The following is a 20,547-nucleotide window of genomic DNA, read 5'->3' as shown; positions in this document are numbered from 1 at the left end:
CGGGCCGCCGCCGTCCTCGCGACACGTGGCGAGGAGGCGGCGGCCAGCTCGGCGGGGCGCGAGCCCGGCCGGGACAGCTTGGCGGCGTCAGGTGGCCCGGCGGGCCCCCGTCGCCGTCTTCTTGGCCGCGGGCTTCTTCGCCGTCGCCGTCTTGCCCGTCGCCGTCTTGCCCGTCGCCGTCTTGGCCGTGACCGTCTTCGCCGTGGCCTTACGGGCCGCCGCCGAGGTCCTGGCCACCGCGGCCTTCTTCGCCGGCTTCCGGGCGGGTGCGGCATCGCTGACGCGGTCGCCGAGGATCTCCCGCAGGAACTTGCCGGTGTGGCTGGCCGGGATCGCCGCGATCTCCTCCGGCGTGCCCTCGGCGACGATCAGTCCGCCGCCGCTGCCGCCCTCCGGGCCCATGTCCACAACCCAGTCGGCCGTCTTGATCACATCGAGGTTGTGCTCGATGACGATGACGGAGTTGCCCTTGTCGACCAGCCCGGACAGCACCGTGATCAGCTTGCTGATGTCCTCGAAGTGCAGACCGGTGGTCGGCTCGTCCAGGACGTAGACCGTGCGGCCGGTCGAACGCTTCTGGAGCTCGCTTGCCAGCTTCACACGCTGCGCCTCGCCACCCGAGAGGGTCGGCGCGGACTGGCCCAGGCGGACGTAGCCCAGGCCGACCTCATTGAGCGTCCGCAGGTGCCGGGAGATGGTCGGCACCGCCTCGAAGAAGTCCAGCGCCTCTTCGATGGGCATGTCCAGCACCTCGGCGATGGACTTGCCCTTGTAGTGCACCTCCAGCGTCTCGCGGTTGTAGCGCGCACCGTGGCAGACCTCGCACGGGACGTACACGTCCGGGAGGAAGTTCATCTCGATCTTGATCGTGCCGTCGCCGGAGCAGTTCTCGCAGCGGCCGCCCTTGACGTTGAAGGAGAAGCGGCCCGGCAGATAACCGCGGACCTTCGCCTCCATCGTCTCCGCGAACAGCTTGCGGACGTGATCGAAGACCCCGGTGTACGTGGCCGGGTTGGAGCGCGGCGTCCGGCCGATCGGCGACTGGTCGACGTGCACGACCTTGTCCACCAGGTCGTCGCCGTCCACCCGGGTGTGCCGGCCGGGCACCGACTTGGCGCCGTTCAGCTCGCGCGCCAGGTGGGTGTAGAGGATGTCGTTGACCAGCGTCGACTTGCCGGAACCGGAGACGCCCGTGACGGCCGTCAGCACCCCGAGGGGGAAGGAGACGTCGATGTCGCGGAGGTTGTTCTCCTTCGCGCCGTGCACCGTCAGCCGGCGGGCCGGGTCGGCGGGGCGGCGGATGTCCGGCATCGGGATGGCCCGCTTCCCGGACAGGTACTGGCCGGTGATCGACTCCTTGTTGGCCAGCAGCTCCTTCATCGGACCGCTGTGCACCACCTTGCCGCCGTGCTCGCCCGCGCCCGGACCGATGTCCACGACCCAGTCGGCGACCTTGATGGTGTCCTCGTCGTGCTCGACCACGATGAGGGTGTTGCCCATGTCGCGCAGGCGTACCAGCGTCTCGATGAGGCGGTGGTTGTCGCGCTGGTGCAGGCCGATCGACGGCTCGTCCAGGACGTAGAGCACGCCCACCAGGCCGGAGCCGATCTGGGTGGCGAGGCGGATGCGCTGGGCCTCGCCGCCGGAGAGGGTGCCCGCGGCGCGGTTCAGCGAGAGGTAGTCCAGGCCGACGTCGACCAGGAACCTCAGCCGTTCGTTGACCTCCTTCAGGACCCGCTCGGCGATCGTCTTCTCGCGGGCGTTGAGCTTCATCTCGCGCAGGAAGTCGGCGCAGTCGCTGATCGACATGGCCGCGACCTCGGCGATCGACTTCCCGTGGAGCGTGACCGCCAGCACGATCGGCTTGAGCCGCGTCCCCTCACAGGTCGGACAGGGCACCTCGCGCATGTAGCCCTCGAAGCGCTCGCGGCTGCTGTCGCTCTCCGCCTCGCTGTGCCGGCGCTTGACGAACGGCACCGCGCCTTCGAAGGGGGTGGTGTAGGCCCGCTCGCGGCCGTAACGGTTGCGGTAGCGGACCTCGATCTGGGTCTTGTGGCCGTGCAGCAGGGCCTTCTTCGCCCGCTGCGGCAGTCCGGCCCAGGCGATGTCCGTACGGAATCCGAGGGCGTCCGCCAGGGCGTTCACCAGGCGGCCGAAGTATTCCTTGGTGTGGCCGTGCGACCAGGGGTGGATCGCGCCGTCATCGAGGGACCTGTCCTCGTCCGGGATGATCAGCTCGGGGTCGACCTCCATGCGCGTGCCGATACCCGTGCAGTCGGGGCAGGCGCCGAAGGGCGAGTTGAAGGAGAAGGAGCGGGGCTCCAGCTCCTCGAAGGACAGGTCGTCGTAGGCGCAGTACAGGTGCTCGGAATACATCCGCTCGCGCTGCGGGTCGTCGGCGTCGAGGTCGACGAAGTCGAGGATGACCATGCCGCCGGAGAGCCCGAGGGCCGTCTCCACGGAGTCGGTCAGCCGCCGCTTGGCGGTCTCCTTGACGGTCAGGCGGTCGACGACCACCTCGATGGTGTGCTTCTCCTGCTTCTTGAGCTTGGGCGGCTCGGAGAGCTGGATGGTCTCGCCGTCGACCCGGGCCCGGCTGTAGCCCTTGGTCTGGAGGTCGGAGAAGAGGTCGGCGAACTCGCCCTTGCGCTCGCGCACCAGCGGCGAGAGCACCTGGAACCGGCTGCCCTCGGGGAGCTCCAGGACCTTGTCCACGATGGCCTGCGGGGACTGGCGGGCGATCGGCCGGCCGCACTCGGGGCAGTGCGGTTTGCCGATGCGGGCGAAGAGCAGGCGGAGGTAGTCGTAGACCTCGGTGATCGTGCCGACCGTCGAGCGCGGGTTGCGCGAGGTCGACTTCTGGTCGATCGAGACCGCCGGGGACAGGCCCTCGATGAAGTCCACATCGGGCTTGTCCATCTGTCCGAGGAACTGCCGGGCGTAGGAGGACAGTGACTCGACGTAGCGTCGCTGCCCCTCGGCGAAGATCGTGTCGAACGCGAGCGAGGACTTGCCCGACCCGGAGAGCCCCGTGAAGACGATGAGGGAGTCGCGGGGGAGGTCGAGCGAGACGTTGCGGAGGTTGTGCTCGCGAGCGCCACGGACGATGAGACGGTCGGCCACGCCGGTCGCACCTTTCTGGAGAGGGCGGGGAGCCGCGGCTCTGCGTCCGCCGCTCGGTGAGTGAGCACGGGCGGCGGAGCGGAGCGGAGCCCACGCCCCAGGGTATGGGGACCGCCGCGGCACTGTCTTTGGGATGCCACACACGAGCCTATAGCACGCACATTCGATTTACGGTCTTGGCAAGCCCACTTCACCCAAACGTGTGGCGGCCCCACAACCTTCCCGGCCCCGGCGCAGTCCTCGTCACACCCCGCGCCCACCGCGCGGGCGATCTCGGCCGTGCCGCCCGCCGCCCGCTCGCCCCCTGCCGCGCCACCCGCGTACGCCCGGATCCATGCCTGCCGACTCCCTAACTCGGCCTCGCGGCGCTAGCGTCGGACCATGACGCAGACTCCGCCAGATTTCGCGCACGACGCGGCCGCTGTCCGCGAGGCCACCGACCGGCTGCTGGTCTCGGTGGGAAAGCTCGACGACGAGGCGATCGGCGAACCGTCGCTGCTGCCGGACTGGACCCGCGGCCATGTCCTGGCCCATCTCGCGCGCAACGCGGACGCGCTGGTCAACCTGCTCACCTGGGCGAGGACCGGCGTACCCACGCCCATGTACGCCGGTGCCGCGGCCCGCGACGCCGACATCGCCCGGGACGCGGACCGTTCGCTCGCCGCACATCTGCGCGACCTGCGGGAGAGCGCCGCGCGGTTCGACGCCGCGGCGGACGCGCTGCCCGCCGAGCGCCGGGAGTACGAGGTCGAGATGCGCAACGGCGTCATCGAGCGGGCCGACCGGCTGCCGCTGCGACGGCTGGCCGAGGTGGAGCTGCACCACGTCGACCTCGGCGTCGGCTACACCCTCACCGAGCTGCCGGCCGCCTTCCTCGACAGCGAGCTGGCGTTCTTGTCGGAGGTGAAGTTCGCCGGGCATCCGGATCTGCCCGCCCTGGAGCTGCGGACCACGGACGGCCGGCGGTGGCGCACCGGGCGCGCGGACCCCGGGCCGGGCGACGAGGTCGCGCCGGTGGTCGTGACGGGCTCCCCGGCGGCCCTCGTCGGCTGGCTCACCGGACGCGACGACGGGGGCCAACTCGACACCCACGGCTGCGCGCTGCCCGCCGTCCCGCCCCTCTAGAGTGGCCTCATGGGTTACAGCGGAGCAGTCAAGGTCGGCGGACCGGCCGACGTGCACGAGCTGACCGACCTGATGATCTCCAAGGTCGCGGTCGGTCCGATGGACAACAACGCCTACGTGCTGCGGTGCCGGGCGACCGACGAGCAGTTGTTGATCGACGCGGCCGCCGAACCGCACACCCTCCTGTCGCTGATCGGCGACAGCGGCCTCGCCTCCGTCGTCACCACGCACCAGCACGGTGACCACTGGGGTGCGCTGCGCGAGGTCGTCGACGCGACGGGCGCGCGGACGTACGCGGGGCGGTACGACGCCGAGGGCATCCCCGTCCCCACGGACGTGCTGCTGGACGACGGCGACACCCTCACCGTCGGCCGCGTCACCCTGACCGCCCGCCACCTGGTCGGCCACACCCCGGGCAGCATCGCGCTGGTCTACGACGACCCGCACGGCGCCCCGCACCTGTTCACCGGTGACTGCCTCTTCCCCGGCGGCGTCGGCAACACCCGGGGCGACGCCGAGGACTTCGCGCGCCTCATCGACGATGTGCAGAACAAGCTCTTCGACCGGCTGCCCGATGAGACCTGGGTCTACCCGGGACACGGCAACGACACCACGCTCGGCGCCGAGCGGCCGCATCTGGCGGAGTGGCGCGAGCGCGGCTGGTAGCCGGGCCGGCGCCGCCCGGCTCCCACCGCGACGCGCCCCGCACGTCAGGCGTCGACGCTCTCCCGTGACTCCGCCTCGGCCGCCGCCTGCCTCTTGGAGGCGTGCAGGCTGGTGACCGTCGTGAAGGCGAGGACGGCGCAGATGACGCCCAGCGACACCGGAATACTGATCTCCGGAACGCTCAGGCCCGACTCGTGCAGGGCGTGGAGCACCAGCTTCACGCCGATGAAGCCGAGGATGACGGACAGGCCGTACGAGAGGTGGACCAGCTTCTTCAGCAGGCCACCGATGAGGAAGTAAAGCTGGCGCAGGCCCATCAGCGCGAAGGCGTTCGCGGTGAAGACGATGTACGGGTCCTGGGTGAGGCCGAAGATCGCCGGTATGGAGTCCAGCGCGAAGAGGACGTCGGTGGTGCCGATGGCCAGCATGACGATCAGCATCGGCGTCATCAGCCGCTTGCCGTTCTCGACCGTGAACAGCTTGGTGCCGTGGTAGGTGTCGGTCGAGGGGAATCGCTTCTCGACCAGCTTCAGGAAGCGGTTCTCCTCGAACTCCGCTTCCTCCTGCGACGCGGTCGCCTTCTCGGCCCGCGCCTCCTTGATGAGCTTCCAGGCCGTCCAGACGAGGAACGCGCCGAAGACGTAGAACACCCAGGAGAAGTTGGCGATGATCGCCGCGCCCGCGCCGATGAAACCGGCCCGGAGCACCAGCGCGATCAGGACGCCGACCATCAGGACGCGCTGCTGGTAGATCGCCGGGACCGCGAACTTGGCCATGATCAGCACGAAGACGAAGAGGTTGTCGACGCTCAGGGACTTCTCGGTGAGGAAGCCGGCGAAGAACTCACCGGCGGGCGCGCCGCCGCCGAACAGGAACAGGCCAAGGCCGAAGAGCGCGGCGAGCGCGACCCAGACACCGGTCCAGATGCCGGCCTCCTTGAGGGAGACCTCGTGCGGTTTGCGTCCGCCGATGAAGAAATCGGCGGTGATGAGGGCACACAGACCAAGAATGGTCAGCGCCCACACGGTCAGGGATACGTCCACTTCTCCTCCGGCAGTTCATACGGCACTGACAGCGTCGTCGCTGCTGGAGGGCTTCCCTCCGCACCACCAAAGGTAAAGGAAGGGAAAGTAATAGTAAAGGTAAGGGCAAAACTGCTGGTCAGTGGCTTGCTGGCAAGGAGTGGCGGCTTCGGTGCCGCGACGGTCGGGGGCGGTCAGCTCGGGTCGGCCCGGCGGGCCTCGGCGAGCCGGCCCAGCACCTGCCGCACCACCCGGCTGCCCCGCGGCGCGAGCGGCGGCTCGTACGTCCAGGCATGCCCGACCCAGGGATCGGCGAGATGCGCGTCGGGTACGGGCGTGATCCGCAGCAGCGCCCGCCACAGCGGGTCCAGGACCGGACCGAACTCCTGCGACTGGGACCGGTCCGCGACCATCATCAGATGCACGCCGACCGCCGGGCCCTCGTCGGCCAGATAGCGGAGTTGGGTCAGGGCCCGGTCGTCGAAGCCGTGCGGGAAGTCGTGGACGATCAGCAGTTGTTCGGCGGTGTCCAGGTCCGGCGGCAGGGAATCCGCGGCCCGGTTGCGCACCGCCATCTGGATCAGGTCAACGCGCCGGATCAACGCCTCCAGAACGTCGGTCACGCCCTTCGCCCCGGCGGCCGGCGCCTCGCGCAGCGCGCCGGTCTCCAGCAGCGGGGCGAGCGCGGGCGCCGCCGTTCCCCCGGGATCGATGACCTGGACGGCGAAGTCGCCCGCGGGATGGATGGCGAGCAGCCGGGCGGCGATGGCGACGGCGGTCTCCAGGGCGAGGCGGCGCAGCTCGGCCTCGTCCGGCGGACCGTCCGTCAGCGCGCTGCCCAACTCCCGGCGGCCGTACGCGCGCTCGGGTTCGCGACCGCCGCCGTGCGGGTGGGCGGGGCGCCCGCTGTCGATCCACAGTCCGCGCTCCAGGGGGAGGCGTACGAGCATGGGGATGCGCAGGTCCAGGACCTCCGGAAGGTGCAGATCGCCCAGGCGGAGTGCCATCGGCCGCTCCAGCGGCACGTGGTAGCCCTGCCATACGGGGTGGTCCCAGCGGGCGAAGGCGGGCGGCAGCGCGGGCTCCACCACCTGTGATTCGGCGGCGAGCTGGGCGAGGTCCCGGTCGAGGGCGGCGCGGGCCTGGGTGAGGAGCGAGGCGTGCTTGTCGCGGGCGGTGGCGCGCGCCGCGTCGGCGGCCGTGCCGAGGCGGTTGCGGGGGTCGGCGAGGGCCCTGTCGAGCTCCTGCTCCAGGCGGGACTCGGCGAAGTCGGAGGCGCTGCGGTAGGCGGCGACCGAGCGCGCCAGGTCCTCGAACATGCCCCAGACCTGGTTGTAGAGCCGTTCCTCCATGCTCCACCCGGCGGCGTCACCGGCTACCGGCGGAGGTGGGCCGTCGGAGGCGGCGGCGCCCCCGGGCGGCGCCGCTGAGGTCGTGGTCGCGGTCTTGGGGGTGGCCGGGCGGCGCTTGGGGTGCCGGTAGTCGATGGGGCCGGCGGCCGGGGCGTCGGCGGGTGGTGGGGTAGCCGGGGCGGGCGTGGCCGCGGTGGGGGCCAGGCCGGCGGTGGGGGCGGCGGGCGTGGACGGGCCGTGGGGCACGGGCGGGTCCGTGGCGGGTGCGCCCGCCGGGTGTTCCCCGGGCCGCTCGGCGCGGTGGGCGGCGACCGGCGCGGGGACCGCCCGCGCGTGGCCGGCGCTGACCGCCGCCTCGATCTCCGCGGCCAGTTCCGCCGCCCGGGGCAGGCCCTGGTCGTGCAGCATCGCGGCGAGGCCGCCGGCGTAGCCCTGCCCCACGGCGCGCACCTTCCAGGCGCCCTGCCGGCGGTACAACTCCACGGCGACGACGGCGGACTCGGCGCCCAGGCCGGTGAGGGTGTAGCGGGCCAGCGGGCTGCCGTCGAGGCCGGTGACGGCGACGGACGGGGCGGCGGTCGCGCCGAAACCGGCCGGGCGGCCGGGGCCGGCGGGCAGCGCCAGCAGCACGTTGACCCGGTGTACGGCGTCCGAGAGCGCGCCGAGGTCCACGGCGATGCGGTGCTCGGCCGCGGCCTGCCGGGGAACCTCGATGCCGGGGAGCCGGGGCGCGCCGGGGTGGGCCACGGCCTCGGCGCCCGGCAGCCTGCCCCGCTCGTCGCCGAGCGTGACCCCGGCCATGACGGGCCCGCCCGCCGTGACCCGGATCTCCACACGGGTCCGGTCCAGCGGATGGTTCTGTCCCCGGACGAGCTGGGCCGTCATCGGTGTTCCCCCTGATGGTGTGGCGTCCCGGGCCGTGGTGTTCCGCGTCCCGGGCCGGTGGTGGTTTACAGGTGCGGCACGATCGCCGGCACGACGTCCTGGAACGTACGGCCGTTGGCCGGCTCACCGATGGCGGTCATCTGCCAGCCGTTGCCGGCACGGTGCACCTTGGACATGATCTGCGCGGTGTAGTTGCCGCCACCCGTGAGGGTGTAACGGGCCAGCTCCTGGCCGTTGTTCTCGTCCACCAGACGGCAGAACGCGTCCTGCACCTCGGCGAAGCTCTGGCCGGTGAAGGAGTTTACGGTGAAGACGATCTGGTCGATGTGCACCGGCACCCGCGCCAGGTCCACCAAAATCGCCTCGTCGTCGCCGCCCTGGCCCGCGCCGCCGACCACGTTGTCGCCGGTGTGGCGCACCGAGCCGTCGTCGCTGACGAGGTGCCGGAAGAAGACCACGTCGATCGGCTCCTTGCCGGCGAACAGCACCGCCGAGGCGTCGAGGTCGATCTCGCTGGTGCGCCGCCCGAACAGCCCACGCCGCGGCGCCGAGCGCCAGCCCAGCCCCATCCGCACCGCGGTCAGGGTCCCTCCGTCGGACTTCTCCAGGCTGATGCCCTGTCCCTTGGACAAATTGACCGACACGCGCCGTCCCCTCTCTCTCCTACTGATCCCCGCCCGCCCTTCCGGCGGCCCCTCGACCCTACGCACGACGGCGGGCCGAGGAGGCCCAAGGCCCGCGTTCTGTGGCATTTCTGCGACAGAGCCGCCGTGGGCGGGCGGCGCGGACGACCACCGCGCCGACGTGCGGCGACGCGTGCGCGGGGCGGCGCGGCCGGTCCGGACGAGCGGGCCGGGCGCCGCCCGTTACTTGACCCCCGCCTCCCTCATCTGGCGCAGCTCCTTCTTCAGCTCGCCCACTTCGTCCCGCAGCCGGGCGGCGACCTCGAACTGCAGCTCGGCGGCGGCGGCCCGCATCCGTTCCGTCATCTCCTCGATGATCCCGGCCAGTTCGGCCGCCGGGCGGTCCGTCACCGCCGCGCCGGCCCGGGCGCCCTTGCCCTTGGCCGCCTTGGCGCCGAGCACCGGGACGGGCGCCTTCGCCTTGGCGTCCTTTCCGTCGGATGCCTTGCGGTAGCCCGAGCCCAGGAGTTCCTGGGTGTCGATCTCCTCCCGGGCGATCGTCGCGACGATGTCACCGATCTTCTTGCGCAGCGGCTGCGGGTCGATGCCGCGCTCCTTGTTGTAGGCGAGCTGCTTCTCGCGGCGCCGGTTGGTCTCGTCGATGGCCTTCGCCATCGCCGGGGTGATCTTGTCGGCGTACATGTGCACCTGGCCGGAGACGTTGCGCGCCGCACGCCCGATCGTCTGGATCAGGGCGGAGCCGGAGCGCAGGAAGCCCTCCTTGTCGGCGTCCAGAATGGCCACCAGCGACACCTCGGGCAGGTCGAGCCCCTCCCGCAGCAGGTTGATGCCGACCAGGACGTCGTACTCGCCGGCCCGCAGCTCGCGCAGCAGCTCCACGCGCCGCAGGGTGTCCACATCGCTGTGCAGGTAGCGGACCTGGATGCCGAGCTCCAGGAAGTAGTCGGTGAGGTCCTCCGCCATCTTCTTGGTCAGGGTGGTGACCAGGACCCGCTCGTCCTTCTCCGTGCGCGCCCGGATCTCGTGCACCAGATCGTCGATCTGCCCGTGCGTGGGCTTGACGACGACCTCGGGGTCGACCAGCCCGGTGGGGCGGATGATCTGCTCGACGAAACCGTCGCCGCGCGCGAGCTCGTACTTGCCGGGGGTCGCCGACAGGTAGACGGTCTGGCCGATGCGCTCCAGGAACTCCTCCCACTTCAGCGGTCGGTTGTCCATGGCCGAGGGCAGCCGGAAACCGTGCTCGACCAGGGTGCGCTTACGGGAGGCGTCGCCCTCGTACATCGCGCCGATCTGCGGGACGGTGACGTGCGACTCGTCGATGACCAGGAGGAAGTCTTCGGGGAAGTAGTCGATGAGGGTGTTGGGCGCGGAGCCGGGCTCGCGGCCGTCCATGTGCATCGAGTAGTTCTCGATGCCGGAGCAGGAGCCGATCTGCCGCATCATCTCGATGTCGTACGTGGTGCGCATGCGCAGGCGCTGCGCCTCCAGGTGCTTGCCCTGCTTCTCCATCGTGGCGAGGCTCTCCGCCAGCTCGGCCTCGATCCCGGCGATGGCCTTCTCCATGCGCTCGGGGCCCGCGATGTAGTGGCTGGCGGGGAAGATGTAGAGCTCCTGGTCATCGCTGATGACCTCGCCGGTGAGCGGGTGCAGCGTGGACAGCGCCTCGACCTCGTCGCCGAACATCTCGATCCGCACGGCCAGCTCTTCGTAGACCGGGAAGATCTCGATGGTGTCGCCGCGGACCCGGAACGTGCCTCGGGTGAACGCCACGTCGTTGCGGGTGTACTGGATGTCGACGAAGCGGCGCAGCAACTGGTCCCGGTCGATCTCGTCGCCGACCTTCAGCGGCACCATGCGGTCGACGTACTCCTGTGGCGTACCCAGGCCGTAGATGCAGGACACCGAGGCGACCACGACGACGTCCCGCCGGGTGAGCAGGGAGTTCGTCGCGGAGTGGCGCAGGCGTTCGACCTCCTCGTTGATGGAGGAGTCCTTCTCGATGTACGTGTCCGACTGGGGGACGTACGCCTCGGGCTGGTAGTAGTCGTAATAGGAGACGAAGTACTCGACGGCGTTGTTCGGCAGCAGTTCGCGGAACTCGTTGGCGAGCTGGGCCGCGAGGGTCTTGTTGGGCGCCATCACGAGCGTCGGGCGCTGCAGCTTCTCGATCATCCATGCGGTGGTCGCGGACTTGCCGGTGCCCGTCGCTCCCAGCAGGACGACATCCTTCTCACCCCCGCGGATGCGCCGCTCCAGCTCGGCGATGGCCGCCGGCTGGTCACCACTGGGTTGGAAGGGGCTGACGACCTCGAAAGGCGCCACCGTGCGTTCGATCTTTGATACGGGCCGCATGGGATCCACCGTACGACCCGGCACTGACAACCGGCGTGGCAAATGCTCCGACCAGCGGTTTTTCCGGGCCCCCGGACCAGGGCCGGCCGGCGTTCGCGGCCTCGCCCGCCCGGTCCGGGCCGAGGGACCACGGTCCGCCCGGCGGCCGGGGCGGCGAGGGTCGGCCGCCACGACTCGGGACCGGACACGAGGCACTCGGCCGCCCGGATCCGATACGGTCGGCCGGCGCCGACCCGCAAGACGAAAACCGGTCAGAAGCGCGACGGGTGACGAACCATCGGCCAAGATGCGCGGACGCCGTGGCTCCGGCAAGTTGGACGGCGTCGGGACGTACGTCTGTTGCACGGCGATTTCCGGGCATCCTGCGGCCACGGCGCTCAAACACCTATGACCGGTCACTTCTCGTTCAATATCTGGCCATCCCACGCCTATCTCCCGCTACCCCCCGGCTGCGAGCCTCGGCCCATCCGCCCCTTTCCCTCCCCCACCTCACTTCGCGTCTGCTCACTTCCACGACGTCACGAGGAGTCCGCATGCGTATCCGCCCCGTCACCACCGCCGTCACCGGTGCGGTCATGGGTCTGTCCGCGCTCGTCCTCTCCCCGACCACCGCCCAGGCCGCGACCAACGGGTCCGAGACGGTGACGATCGCCCACCGCGGCGCCTCGGCGTACGCCCCCGAGAACACCCTCGCCTCGATCGACGCGGCCCGCCGCCTCGGCTTCGACTGGGTCGAGAACGACGTGCAGCGCACCAAGGACGGCGAGCTGGTCATCCTGCACGACACCTCGCTCGCGCGGACCACGAACGTCGAGGAGGTCTTCCCCGGCCGCTCCCCCTGGCGGGTCGGGGACTTCACCCTCAACGAGATCGAGAAGCTGGACGCGGGCAGTTGGTTCGGACCGAAATTCCAGGGTGAGCGCGTGCCCACCCTGGAGGAGTACATGGACGAGGTGGAGCACAACGGCCAGAAGCTGCTGATGGAGCTGAAGTCGCCCGAGCTCTACCCGGGCATCGAACTCCAGACGCTCATGGAGCTGCGCCGGGAGGGCTGGCTGGACAAGAAGCACACCAAGCGCCGGCTGATCATCCAGAGCTTCAACCCCGACTCCCTCAAGACCGTGCACAAGCTGTGGCCGCGTCTGAAGACGGGCTTCCTCGGGAAGCCGTCGGTCGCCGACCTCCCCTCCTACGCGGCGTTCTGCGACCAGATCAATCCCGCGTACTCCGGGCTCACGCCCGAGTACGTCGCCGCCGTCCACGCCATGGAGGGGCCGCACCACCGCGCGATGGAGGTCTACACCTGGACCGTCGACGACGGGCCGACGGCGGTGAAGGCCGCCGCGATGGGCGTCGACGGCATCATCACCAACAAGCCCGACGTGATACGCGACGCCCTGGAGAACAGCGGCGGCTGACCGCGCACGACCTGCGGCGAGCGGGTGCCGGAGACCCCGGCGGCCCGCTCGCCGCCCGCGTTGTCAGTGGGGCGTCCTACCCTGAGCACGTGACGAACGCAGAGCACGTCCCGGAGCCGGCGACACCGCCGGACGCGACGCCCGCGACCGGCGGGGCACCGCGGCGCGAGTGGGCCTGGCGGCGGCTGGAGTCCCCCCTCGGGCCGCTGCTGCTGGCCGCGACGAGGGAGGGGCTGGTCCAGGTCCTCTTCCATTGCGACGACCGGACCACCCGCCGCGCCGTGACCCGCCTGGAGCAGCTCTTCGCCGGACCGCCGCTCGCGGAGACACCCCACCTGGAGACGGCCGCCACCGAGCTCACCGCCTACTTCTCGGGGCGGCTGCGGGCCTTCACCGTTCCCCTGGACTGGTCCCTGACCTCCGGCTTCGCGGCCCGGGTCCTGCACGCCCTCGCCGACGGCGTGCCGTACGGCAGCGTCGTGGGTTATCAGGACCTCGCCGACCGGGTCGGGGAGGCGGGGGCGGCGCGCGCGGTGGGGGCTGCCATGGGGTCCAATCCGCTGCCGGTCGTCGTCCCCTGCCACCGGGTGGTGGCCAGCGACGGCGGCATCGGCGGTTTCAGCGGCGGTCTGGAGACCAAGCGCCTGCTGCTGGCCCTGGAAGGTGTGCTGCCCGCGCCCCTGTTCTGACCGCTACCGCTCTTCCTGTCCCGGTCGCTCCGACCGCCTACGTACGAAGGCAGCGCCATGTCCCGTCAGATCGCCCTGCTCCGCGGCATCAACGTCGGAGGCCATAACGCCTTCCCCAAGTCCCGGCAGCTCCAGCTCGCCGAGTCGATGGGCCTCCGGGACGTCTCCGTCCTGCTCCAGACCGGCAATATCGTCTTCGCCGACCCGGGGACGCCGCCGGAGGAGACCGCCCGCGCGCTCGAAGAGCGGATCGAGTCGGAGCTGGGCCTGTCGGTGCCGGTCCAGGTCCGCACCCGCGACGAGCTGGCCGCCGCCGTCGCCGCGAACCCGTTCCCGCAGGCCGTCCCCGAGCCCAGGACGCTGCACGTCACCTTCCTGTCGGCGGTGCCGGCCGACACCTCCGGTCTCGACGCGCTCGACCCCGCGGCGTTCGCGCCCGACCGGTATGAGCTGATCGGACGGGAGCTGTATCTGTGGTGCCCGCACGGCATCGGCCGCTCCAAGCTGGCCGACGCCGTGAGCCGCACCCGGCTGGGCGTGACAGCCACCGCACGCAACTGGAACACCGTCACCAAGCTGCTGGCGCTGGCGGACGCCTGACGGCCAGTGCGGTCTCAGCGCCAGCCGTAGCGCTCGCGCAGCCGGTTGACGACCAGGTTGAACCGGCCCCGGTCCAGGGCGCACGCCTCGCGCCGCATCCCGGCCGGGTGCACCCGCAGCACCCGGTCCACGGCTATCCACGAATCGCGCCCCGCACGGTCCCAAGGGCCGGCCCCGATGGGGACCCATTCCCGGTCGTTGTTGTGGCGCTTGCTGGAGAGCTGCACGGCCAGCAGCGTCCCGCCCGCCTCCCGGGCCACCACCAGCACCGGCCGGTCCTTGCCCCGGCCGTCGTTCTCCTCGTAGGGCACCCAGGTCCACACGATCTCCCCGGGGTCGGGGTCGCCGTCCGGGTCGGGGGCGTAGGAGGTCCGTACGGTGCCGACGGAGCGCGGCAGGGCTTCGACCGTCGCGGTGGGCCCGTGGCTGCCGGGCAGCGCCACGGACTCCTCGGATGCGTTGAATGAAGTGGTCACGGGGTCACGCTAGCGGTCGGGGCGGAGGCCCCGGCCGGCGGTCCGCGGTCGATTGTCAGTGGTCGGTCGTACGGTTTTCAGCAGCGGGGGGCGGTCGTCGGGACCGTCCGGGGAGGGGGTCGCCGTGTCAGGGACCACGACGTATCGGAAACCGTCCCAAGAGGGCGGTGGCGCCCACGAGTTCCACGAGTTGCACGGCTGCGAACCCCCGTGGAACGTCCGGTTCCCGCGCCGCATACATCGGCCGAGGAGGACGACCGCGTGGTCGGTGCCGGCCGCGGGCTCAGCCCGGCCCGCTCCAGGCCGGCCGGCGTGGATCGTCGGCCCGTACGACGACCTCCGCGGCCTCCTCCGGCCGGGTCTCGGCGTCGTAGCGCGCGAACGCGGGCAGCGTCCAGCGCTCGGCCGGCGGCGTGCGGCGGGCCAGCGCGGCGGGTGACAGCTTCAGGTGGACGGTGAGGTCGAGGGGGAACCAGTGACCCAGCAGCAGGGGACCGTGCAGCAGCAGGACGCCGCCGGGCGGCAGTTCCACGTAAGCGCTGCGCGTGGCCCGGTCCGCCACCGGGTCCCACAGGTCCGGCAGCACCCGCCCGGAACCGCCGGGCTCCAGCGGCTGGAAGACCTCCCGCCACAGGGCCCGCCGGTCGAACCACTCGTCGTAGTAGGCGTCCGGGTCCTCGCGTCCGTGCTCCAGCCGCAGCGAGGCGGGGCGCAGAAAGCCGTACGCGCCGACCTGGTGCACGGCCCGCCCCCGGACCCGCAGCGCCTGGGCGAGACGGCCCGCCAGGTCGCCGGGGGCCGCGGCGGGCGCCCCGTCGACCGCGACACGCAGCCACGGGCTCCCGTCCTGCGCCGTCGTCGTGGCGATCCGGTCGGCGAGCGCGTCGGTCAGCCGGTCCCAGGTGATCGCTTCGAGCCGCACCCCGCCATTGTGCCCGGACGCGCCGCGCGGGGCGCGGGGGGTCAGCCGGGGAGCGGCCGGTCGGGCGGTGCGGGGAAGGTGAGCCCGGAGACGACGCCGGCCTGGATCACCGTGCCGTGCTGCACGCCGCCGCTGATGGTGTTGCGCACCTCTCGCACCGTCGCGGCGTCCTGCTCGGGCCGCAGTTCGTCCAGGAGGACCCGCAGTTCGGCCGCCGCGGCCGGGTCCTCTGCGAGCAGCCGGCGCAGTCGCAGCTTCCAGGCGGCGGTCACTCCCGCCAGGGCGTCCGCGTCACCCTCTTCCCGCGCGGTCTCCAGATCGGCGCGGGAGACCTCCAGTTCGCCTTCGAGGGCCTCTTCGTCGGCCATGCCGCGGCGCCGGGCCAGGAAGGCCGCCATTCTCCGGCGGACCGTGTCCCAGCCCTCCGTCGCCATCTGCTGCACCAGCGTCGTCGCCCCCGCCGTAGCGAGCGCCACCAACTCCGCTTCCATCGAGTCCCCTTGTGCCTCGTGCGTGGGCCGGTTTCCGCTGGCCACGGTAGAGAGGTGGGTGGGCCCATGAACAGGCCTGCGACGGCGCGTCGTGTCTCAGACCTGGTCCGCGGCCGGCCGGGCGGCTCCGTAGCGGCTCAGTTCGGCCGCCGCTTCCTTGGTCGCCTCGATCACCTCGGCGGGAACCACGGGCATCACCGACTTGAGCTTGAGCAGGAGGACCGCCCCCATGATGGAGCCGTCCCACATGATGGGCGCCGCGCAGGAGTTCCAGCCGGCCATGCACTCCTCGTAGCCCAGCGCGTGGCCCAGGTCGCGGACCTCCGCCAGGGAGGCCAGCAGGGCCGCGTTGTCGCGGTAGACGCCGGGACCGGCCTGCTCGGGTACGGGCTCGCTCAGCACCCGGTGCTGGACCACCTCCGGCAGGTAGGCCAGGATCGTCCGCCCGGAGGCGCCGGTCCGCAGGGAGCGCGTCACGGACAGCACGTCGCGCGGGGTCATCCCCAGTTCGGCGAGGTCGGAGTCGCCGACGGCCATGTCGACGCACTGCCGTTGGGCGCCGGCGAAGGGGGCGACCATGTAGAGGAACGCCAGCCCGCCGTCGGTGGCCATCCGCAGTTCGCGGAGCACCGTCTGGGAGGTCGCGCCGTCGAGGCGGTGGTCGAGCGCGGTGAAGGCGAGCTGGGCGGCCGAGGTGCGCAGCCGGTAGAGGCCGCGGTCCACCCGTTCGAAGATGCGCTGGTAGATGCCGGACTGCAGGATGCGGTAGACGACGGAGTCGTCCAGGCCGGTGAACTCGGCGATCTCGCCGGGCCCGTGCGCGGATCCGCCCAGTTCGGCGAAGGCCGTCTGGACGAGGAAGACCCGCTCGGCATGCCCGGATCCCGAGGTCCGCGGGCCCGCGACGCTCTTGGACGGCCGGCGGACGCTCTTGGCGCGGCGCGCGGCGCCCGGCGCCGTTGCGGTGGTGCCCGAGGCGGACGCGGCGGCCGAAGCCGCGGCTCCCGACGCTTTGGTGCTGTTGCCCATCGTGTGCTCTCTCCCCTGGCAGTGATGCGCGCCCTGTGGCGCACGGCATTTCCGGTGCGAGCCGGCACACTCCTCGTCCGCGGCGTGGGCCGCGGCCCTCGGCGGGCGGCTCCGGCGTACGGCGCCGGGGCCCTGCCGCCCACCCGCCCGCGGTCAGCGGGTGACGTCGAGGGCGAGTTTCCCGGTCGGGGTGCGTGCGGCCAGATCGTGGTGTGCCCGGGCGGCTTCGCCCAGGGCGTAGGTGGCGCCGGTCAGCGGCTTGAGCCGGCCGCCGGCGACCGCGTCGAACAGCGCCCGCATGGAGGTCGGCAGGGCGGTGCGGTCCGAGTAGAGCCGGGGCAGCCAGAAACCGGAGACGGTCAGGGACCGCTCCATCAGGTCCCGGGTCGGCACGCTCGCCAGCTCGCCGCCGGCGAAGCCGTAGACGGCGAGCCTGCCGCGGGGCGCCACGGCGGCGAGGGTCCGTTCGAAGGTGGCGCCGCCGGTCATCTCCAGGGCCGCCTGAACCGGGCCGCCGGCCGCGTCGACGATGCGTTCCGTGAGGTCCTCGGCGGTGGAGTCGACGACGGCATGGGCGCCCAGCTCGGCGGCCAGTTGGCGTTTTTCGGCGGATCCGGCGAGGGCGATGACCTTCGCCCCGGCGTGCGCGGCGAGCTGGACGGCCAGCGAGCCGACGCCTCCGGCCGCGGCCGGTACGACGACGGTCTCGCCCTCGGTGACGCACAGCGAGGTGAACAGCAGGTGCCAGGCGCTGTTTCCCTGGAGCGCGAGGGCGACGGCCTGTTCGTCGCTGATCTCGTCGGGCACGTCCCAGGTGACCCGGCGGTGCAGCAGCGTCCGCTCCGCGTATCCGCCGCCGCGGGAGAGGCCGACGACGCGCCGCCCGCCGTCGAGTGTGCCCACGACCTCGTTACCGGGTATGTACGGGAGTTCGACCGGGGCGAGGTAGGAGTCCCCGCGTACGTGCACGTCCGCGTAGTTGATGCCGGCCAGGGTCACGTCGACCGGCGAGTGGCCGCTGCGGGGCTCCGGCTCGGGTACGTCCTCGAGCCGCAGCACCTCCGGGCCGCCGAATTCTCGCATCACAATCGCGCGCACGACTCTCCCTCTGGTTCACAAGTGCTGTGCCCGCACAGGGTAGGCACGGCGTCCCCGACCCGGTGGGCATGCGATCATTTCGCGCCAACCATGCGGCCTTTCGGGAAGCGCATCGCCGCGTCTCGTGAGAAATGCCCACCGGCTTTCTCGCGACGCGAGAAACGGGCAGGCCGCTTTCCGCCCATTGCGCCGTTTTGCATGGGATCTACCGATCGGTATCCGCCGGGTGGCTGTCACGCGCCCCTCGGTAAAACCCGGGTTCCGCATGTGATCTCCGCCGCCTACGATCCGGAATTGTGTCCGCCGTCGACCAGATGTGACGGCTGCGTTCCCAGGGGCGGAACGCGTTCCGCGAGGCAGCCGTGCTCGCCTGCCCCACCCGGTGACACGGGCGGGTGGCGGAGGACGTGGCCGTGGGAATGGCGAGGCGGACACGGCCTGAGGGGGAATCATGAAGGGGAAAACGGGGGGCGGCAGGCCGGCTTTCGCGCCGGCCTGCCGGGAACCTCAAAGGGCGCTGCCGGTGATCCCGGCGCGTCTGCGCCGTCTGCGGACCGCCTCCGCTTCCCTGCCCGCCTCTCTCACGGCCTCGTTCACGGCCGCCACCGACGCCGTCATCGCCGCCGCGCGCCGACGGTCCCGCCCGAACGCGGCACCGCCCTATCTGGACGCTGCCCGCTACCGCCCGGGAACCGCTCGCCTTCGCAGAGAAAGGGACTGCCCATGAACGCATCGAGCAGTACGAGCAGCACCGGGCTCCAGTTCACCCACCCGCACCTCGCCGTCGTGCTGGGCGGCGGCTTCACGGGCATGCTCGCCGCGGCGGCGCTGGCCGAGCACGCCGATGTCATCGTCGTCGAACGGGACCGGCTGCCGCGGACGCCCGCGCGCCCCACCGACCTTCCCCACGCCCGGCACGCCCATCTGCTGGCCGCGGACGGCGCCCGCCTCATCGAAACCCTGCTGCCCGGCAGCGGCGAGCGGTGGCTGGCCGAGGGCGCCCGGCGCCTCCCGCTGCCGTCCGGACTCCTCGGCCTGCCCCCGCGCGACGGCTTACGCCGCGGGCCGCGCGCGCCGTATCTGATCGCCTGCTCCCGGGACCTGCTGGACCGGGTCATACGCCGGCAGGTGGCCGCCTTCCCCGGGGTGACCGTGCTCGACGGGACGGAGGCCGAGGGCCTGACGGGCACGTCGGAGCATGTCACCGGCGTCCGCGTGCGCAACACCGTCACCGGCGAGAGCTACCGCCTGGACGCCGACCTCGTTGTCGACGCGACCGGCCGGAATTCCACCACCCCGGGCCGGCTGACCGCGCTCGGACTGCCCGCTGTCCACGAGGAGACGGTGGACTCCGGGGTCGTCTCCGCCACGCGCGTCTTCCGCGCCCCGGCAGGTGCGGAGAACTGCCCGGTGATCACGGCGTGTGCGGATGCCGGGAGCCCGGACGGTTCAGTGCCCCGGCGGACGGCGACGCTGGTCCCCATCGAGGACGGCCGCTGGCTGGTCACCCTCACCGGCACCGGCGACGACCGGCCGACCGAACACGCCGACCGGTTCGTGCCGTTCGCCCGCCGGACCGGCAATTCCCTCATCGGCGACCTCATCGCCGACGCCGAGCCGCTGAGCGAGGTACGGCTCGCCCGCGACACCTCCACCCGGCGCCGCCGCTATGAGCAGTTGGAGTCGTGGCCCACTGGATTCGTCGCCCTCGGCGGCGCCGTGGCCGCGTTCCAGCCCGACTACGGCCAGGGCCTGGCCCTCGCCGCTCACGGCGCCGCCGCACTGGGCGACGCGCTGCGCCGCCACGGGATGGACGCGCCGGCACTGGCGCACCGCGTGCAGCGGAGCGTCGGGCGCCTCGTCCAGGCGCCGTGGGCGGTGGCGACCGGCCCGGAGGTGCTCTCCTCGCCGGGGCCGGCCGGCTCGCGGCCGTTCGCGGCGGCCCGGTTGGTGCGCGGCGCGCTGACCGGCGCCCTGCACACCGTCACCGGCTTTCCCCCCGTCCTTCGCGGCTATATCGACGTGATGGCGCCCCGTACCGCCGCTGCTCGCTCCCCGCAGCGGGACTCGGCGCTCGGCCTGGTCAAGGGGCGGGTGTGCGCGCGGTCGGCGCCCGGCGGGGCACCGGGCACCGCCGCCGCACCGGGAAGGGGCGCGTCGCCGGACGTGCCCTCGCTGCCGGCCCGGGTCGAGGTGCCGCCGGCCGCCGGCCCGTCCGGGGCGCCGGGTGGCCCGTCGGCTCTGTCCACGGTCCCCGCCGTCCCGTCGACCACGGCGCTTTCCACCGCCCCACCCGTCCCACGGCGCCCCTCGTCCCCGGCTCCTTCCTCCCCTGCCGCCCCCGAACCGGCGCCCCGGCGCCTTCCGCGTCCGCTCGCCCTCGGGCCGACGGCCTTACGGCGCTGGGGCGGCGCCGGCCGGCGGAAACCGGCCGACAGTTGACGGCTGACGGCTAGCGGCTGACGGCTGCGGCTGCGCTTCGGCCGGTCGCCGTCGTGGCCCGCGCGTTCCCGCGAGCCGGCCCGCGCCCGGCGCCCGGAGACGCGCTTCTCAAGACCGCGAGCCCCCTTTACGGGGGTAGGGGGGCTCGCCACGCCCGGTGGGTGCGCGGCGGCCGGTGTCGGCCTCATCGTCCGCGCGGGCGGGGGTCGG

Annotated in this window: 16 protein-coding genes; 6 read left to right on the top strand and 10 right to left on the bottom strand. The window is 72.1% G+C overall.

Going from position 1 to position 20,547, the window contains the following annotated elements; all coding sequences use genetic code 11:
* Positions 1-87: 87 nt before the first annotated feature.
* Positions 88-3,123, bottom strand: a complete 3,036-nt coding sequence (gene uvrA / locus ACZ45Z_RS21270; RefSeq protein ID WP_468364525.1) for an excinuclease ABC subunit UvrA — start codon at positions 3,121-3,123, stop codon at positions 88-90.
* A gap of 381 nt (positions 3,124-3,504) precedes the next feature.
* Here uvrA and ACZ45Z_RS21265 point away from each other — a divergent pair, with 381 nt between their 5' ends.
* Both ACZ45Z_RS21265 and ACZ45Z_RS21260 read left to right on the top strand, forming a co-directional pair.
* Positions 3,505-4,248, top strand: coding sequence for a maleylpyruvate isomerase family mycothiol-dependent enzyme (locus ACZ45Z_RS21265; protein ID WP_468364522.1), 744 nt, complete (start codon positions 3,505-3,507; stop codon positions 4,246-4,248).
* Positions 4,249-4,257: 9 nt separating this feature from the next.
* Complete coding sequence (locus ACZ45Z_RS21260) at positions 4,258-4,914, top strand: MBL fold metallo-hydrolase (protein WP_468364519.1); 657 nt, start codon at positions 4,258-4,260, stop codon at positions 4,912-4,914.
* A gap of 44 nt (positions 4,915-4,958) precedes the next feature.
* Here ACZ45Z_RS21260 and ACZ45Z_RS21255 read toward each other — a convergent pair whose 3' ends face one another.
* The 4 genes from ACZ45Z_RS21255 to uvrB form a co-directional block, all read right to left on the bottom strand.
* The gene (locus ACZ45Z_RS21255; RefSeq protein WP_468364517.1) at positions 4,959-5,957 is read right to left on the bottom strand and encodes a TerC family protein; all 999 of its coding nucleotides are present in this window, start codon (positions 5,955-5,957) and stop codon (positions 4,959-4,961) included.
* 173 nt (positions 5,958-6,130) lie between these two features.
* Positions 6,131-8,173 (bottom strand): TerD family protein, encoded by a 2,043-nt coding sequence (locus ACZ45Z_RS21250; protein ID WP_468364514.1) that lies wholly within the window; start codon positions 8,171-8,173, stop codon positions 6,131-6,133.
* A 65-nt stretch (positions 8,174-8,238) separates the two neighbouring features.
* Entirely contained in the window at positions 8,239-8,817 is a 579-nt protein-coding gene (locus ACZ45Z_RS21245; protein ID WP_468364512.1) for a TerD family protein, read from the bottom strand.
* A 222-nt stretch (positions 8,818-9,039) separates the two neighbouring features.
* Positions 9,040-11,172, bottom strand: a complete 2,133-nt coding sequence (gene uvrB / locus ACZ45Z_RS21240) for an excinuclease ABC subunit UvrB (protein WP_468364509.1) — start codon at positions 11,170-11,172, stop codon at positions 9,040-9,042.
* A gap of 533 nt (positions 11,173-11,705) precedes the next feature.
* Here uvrB and ACZ45Z_RS21235 point away from each other — a divergent pair.
* The 3 genes from ACZ45Z_RS21235 (at position 11,706) to ACZ45Z_RS21225 (ending at position 13,879) form a co-directional block, all read left to right on the top strand.
* Positions 11,706-12,590: a glycerophosphodiester phosphodiesterase gene (locus tag ACZ45Z_RS21235; protein WP_468364506.1), complete on the top strand. Its 885-nt coding sequence runs from the start codon at positions 11,706-11,708 to the stop codon at positions 12,588-12,590.
* An 89-nt stretch (positions 12,591-12,679) separates the two neighbouring features.
* The gene (locus ACZ45Z_RS21230; protein WP_468364504.1) at positions 12,680-13,279 is read left to right on the top strand and encodes a methylated-DNA--[protein]-cysteine S-methyltransferase; all 600 of its coding nucleotides are present in this window, start codon (positions 12,680-12,682) and stop codon (positions 13,277-13,279) included.
* A gap of 57 nt (positions 13,280-13,336) precedes the next feature.
* A complete protein-coding gene (locus tag ACZ45Z_RS21225; RefSeq protein WP_468364501.1) occupies positions 13,337-13,879 on the top strand; it encodes a DUF1697 domain-containing protein in 543 nt (180 codons plus the stop codon).
* 14 nt (positions 13,880-13,893) lie between these two features.
* Here ACZ45Z_RS21225 and ACZ45Z_RS21220 read toward each other — a convergent pair whose 3' ends face one another.
* From ACZ45Z_RS21220 to ACZ45Z_RS21200, 5 genes are all read right to left on the bottom strand, one after another.
* Entirely contained in the window at positions 13,894-14,355 is a 462-nt protein-coding gene (locus ACZ45Z_RS21220) for a type II toxin-antitoxin system PemK/MazF family toxin (RefSeq protein WP_468364499.1), read from the bottom strand.
* Positions 14,356-14,638: 283 nt separating this feature from the next.
* Positions 14,639-15,277, bottom strand: a complete 639-nt coding sequence (locus ACZ45Z_RS21215; RefSeq protein ID WP_468364497.1) for a nucleoside/nucleotide kinase family protein — start codon at positions 15,275-15,277, stop codon at positions 14,639-14,641.
* Positions 15,278-15,318: 41 nt separating this feature from the next.
* Positions 15,319-15,768: a hypothetical protein gene (locus tag ACZ45Z_RS21210; protein WP_468364494.1), complete on the bottom strand. Its 450-nt coding sequence runs from the start codon at positions 15,766-15,768 to the stop codon at positions 15,319-15,321.
* A 96-nt stretch (positions 15,769-15,864) separates the two neighbouring features.
* The gene (locus tag ACZ45Z_RS21205; protein WP_468364491.1) at positions 15,865-16,797 is read right to left on the bottom strand and encodes an IclR family transcriptional regulator domain-containing protein; all 933 of its coding nucleotides are present in this window, start codon (positions 16,795-16,797) and stop codon (positions 15,865-15,867) included.
* A gap of 153 nt (positions 16,798-16,950) precedes the next feature.
* Positions 16,951-17,895: a quinone oxidoreductase family protein gene (locus ACZ45Z_RS21200; protein WP_468364489.1), complete on the bottom strand. Its 945-nt coding sequence runs from the start codon at positions 17,893-17,895 to the stop codon at positions 16,951-16,953.
* A 723-nt stretch (positions 17,896-18,618) separates the two neighbouring features.
* Between ACZ45Z_RS21200 and ACZ45Z_RS21195 the strand changes: the two genes are divergently transcribed.
* On the top strand, positions 18,619-20,337 hold the full coding sequence (locus tag ACZ45Z_RS21195; RefSeq protein WP_468364486.1) for an NAD(P)/FAD-dependent oxidoreductase: 1,719 nt from the start codon (positions 18,619-18,621) through the stop codon (positions 20,335-20,337).
* The last annotated feature ends 210 nt before the right edge of the window (positions 20,338-20,547 follow it).

This window comes from Streptomyces sp. NPDC031210 (assembly GCF_055570395.1).
Note: the sequence above shows the minus strand (reverse complement) of the source record. Positions and strands in the feature narration are given on the sequence as shown.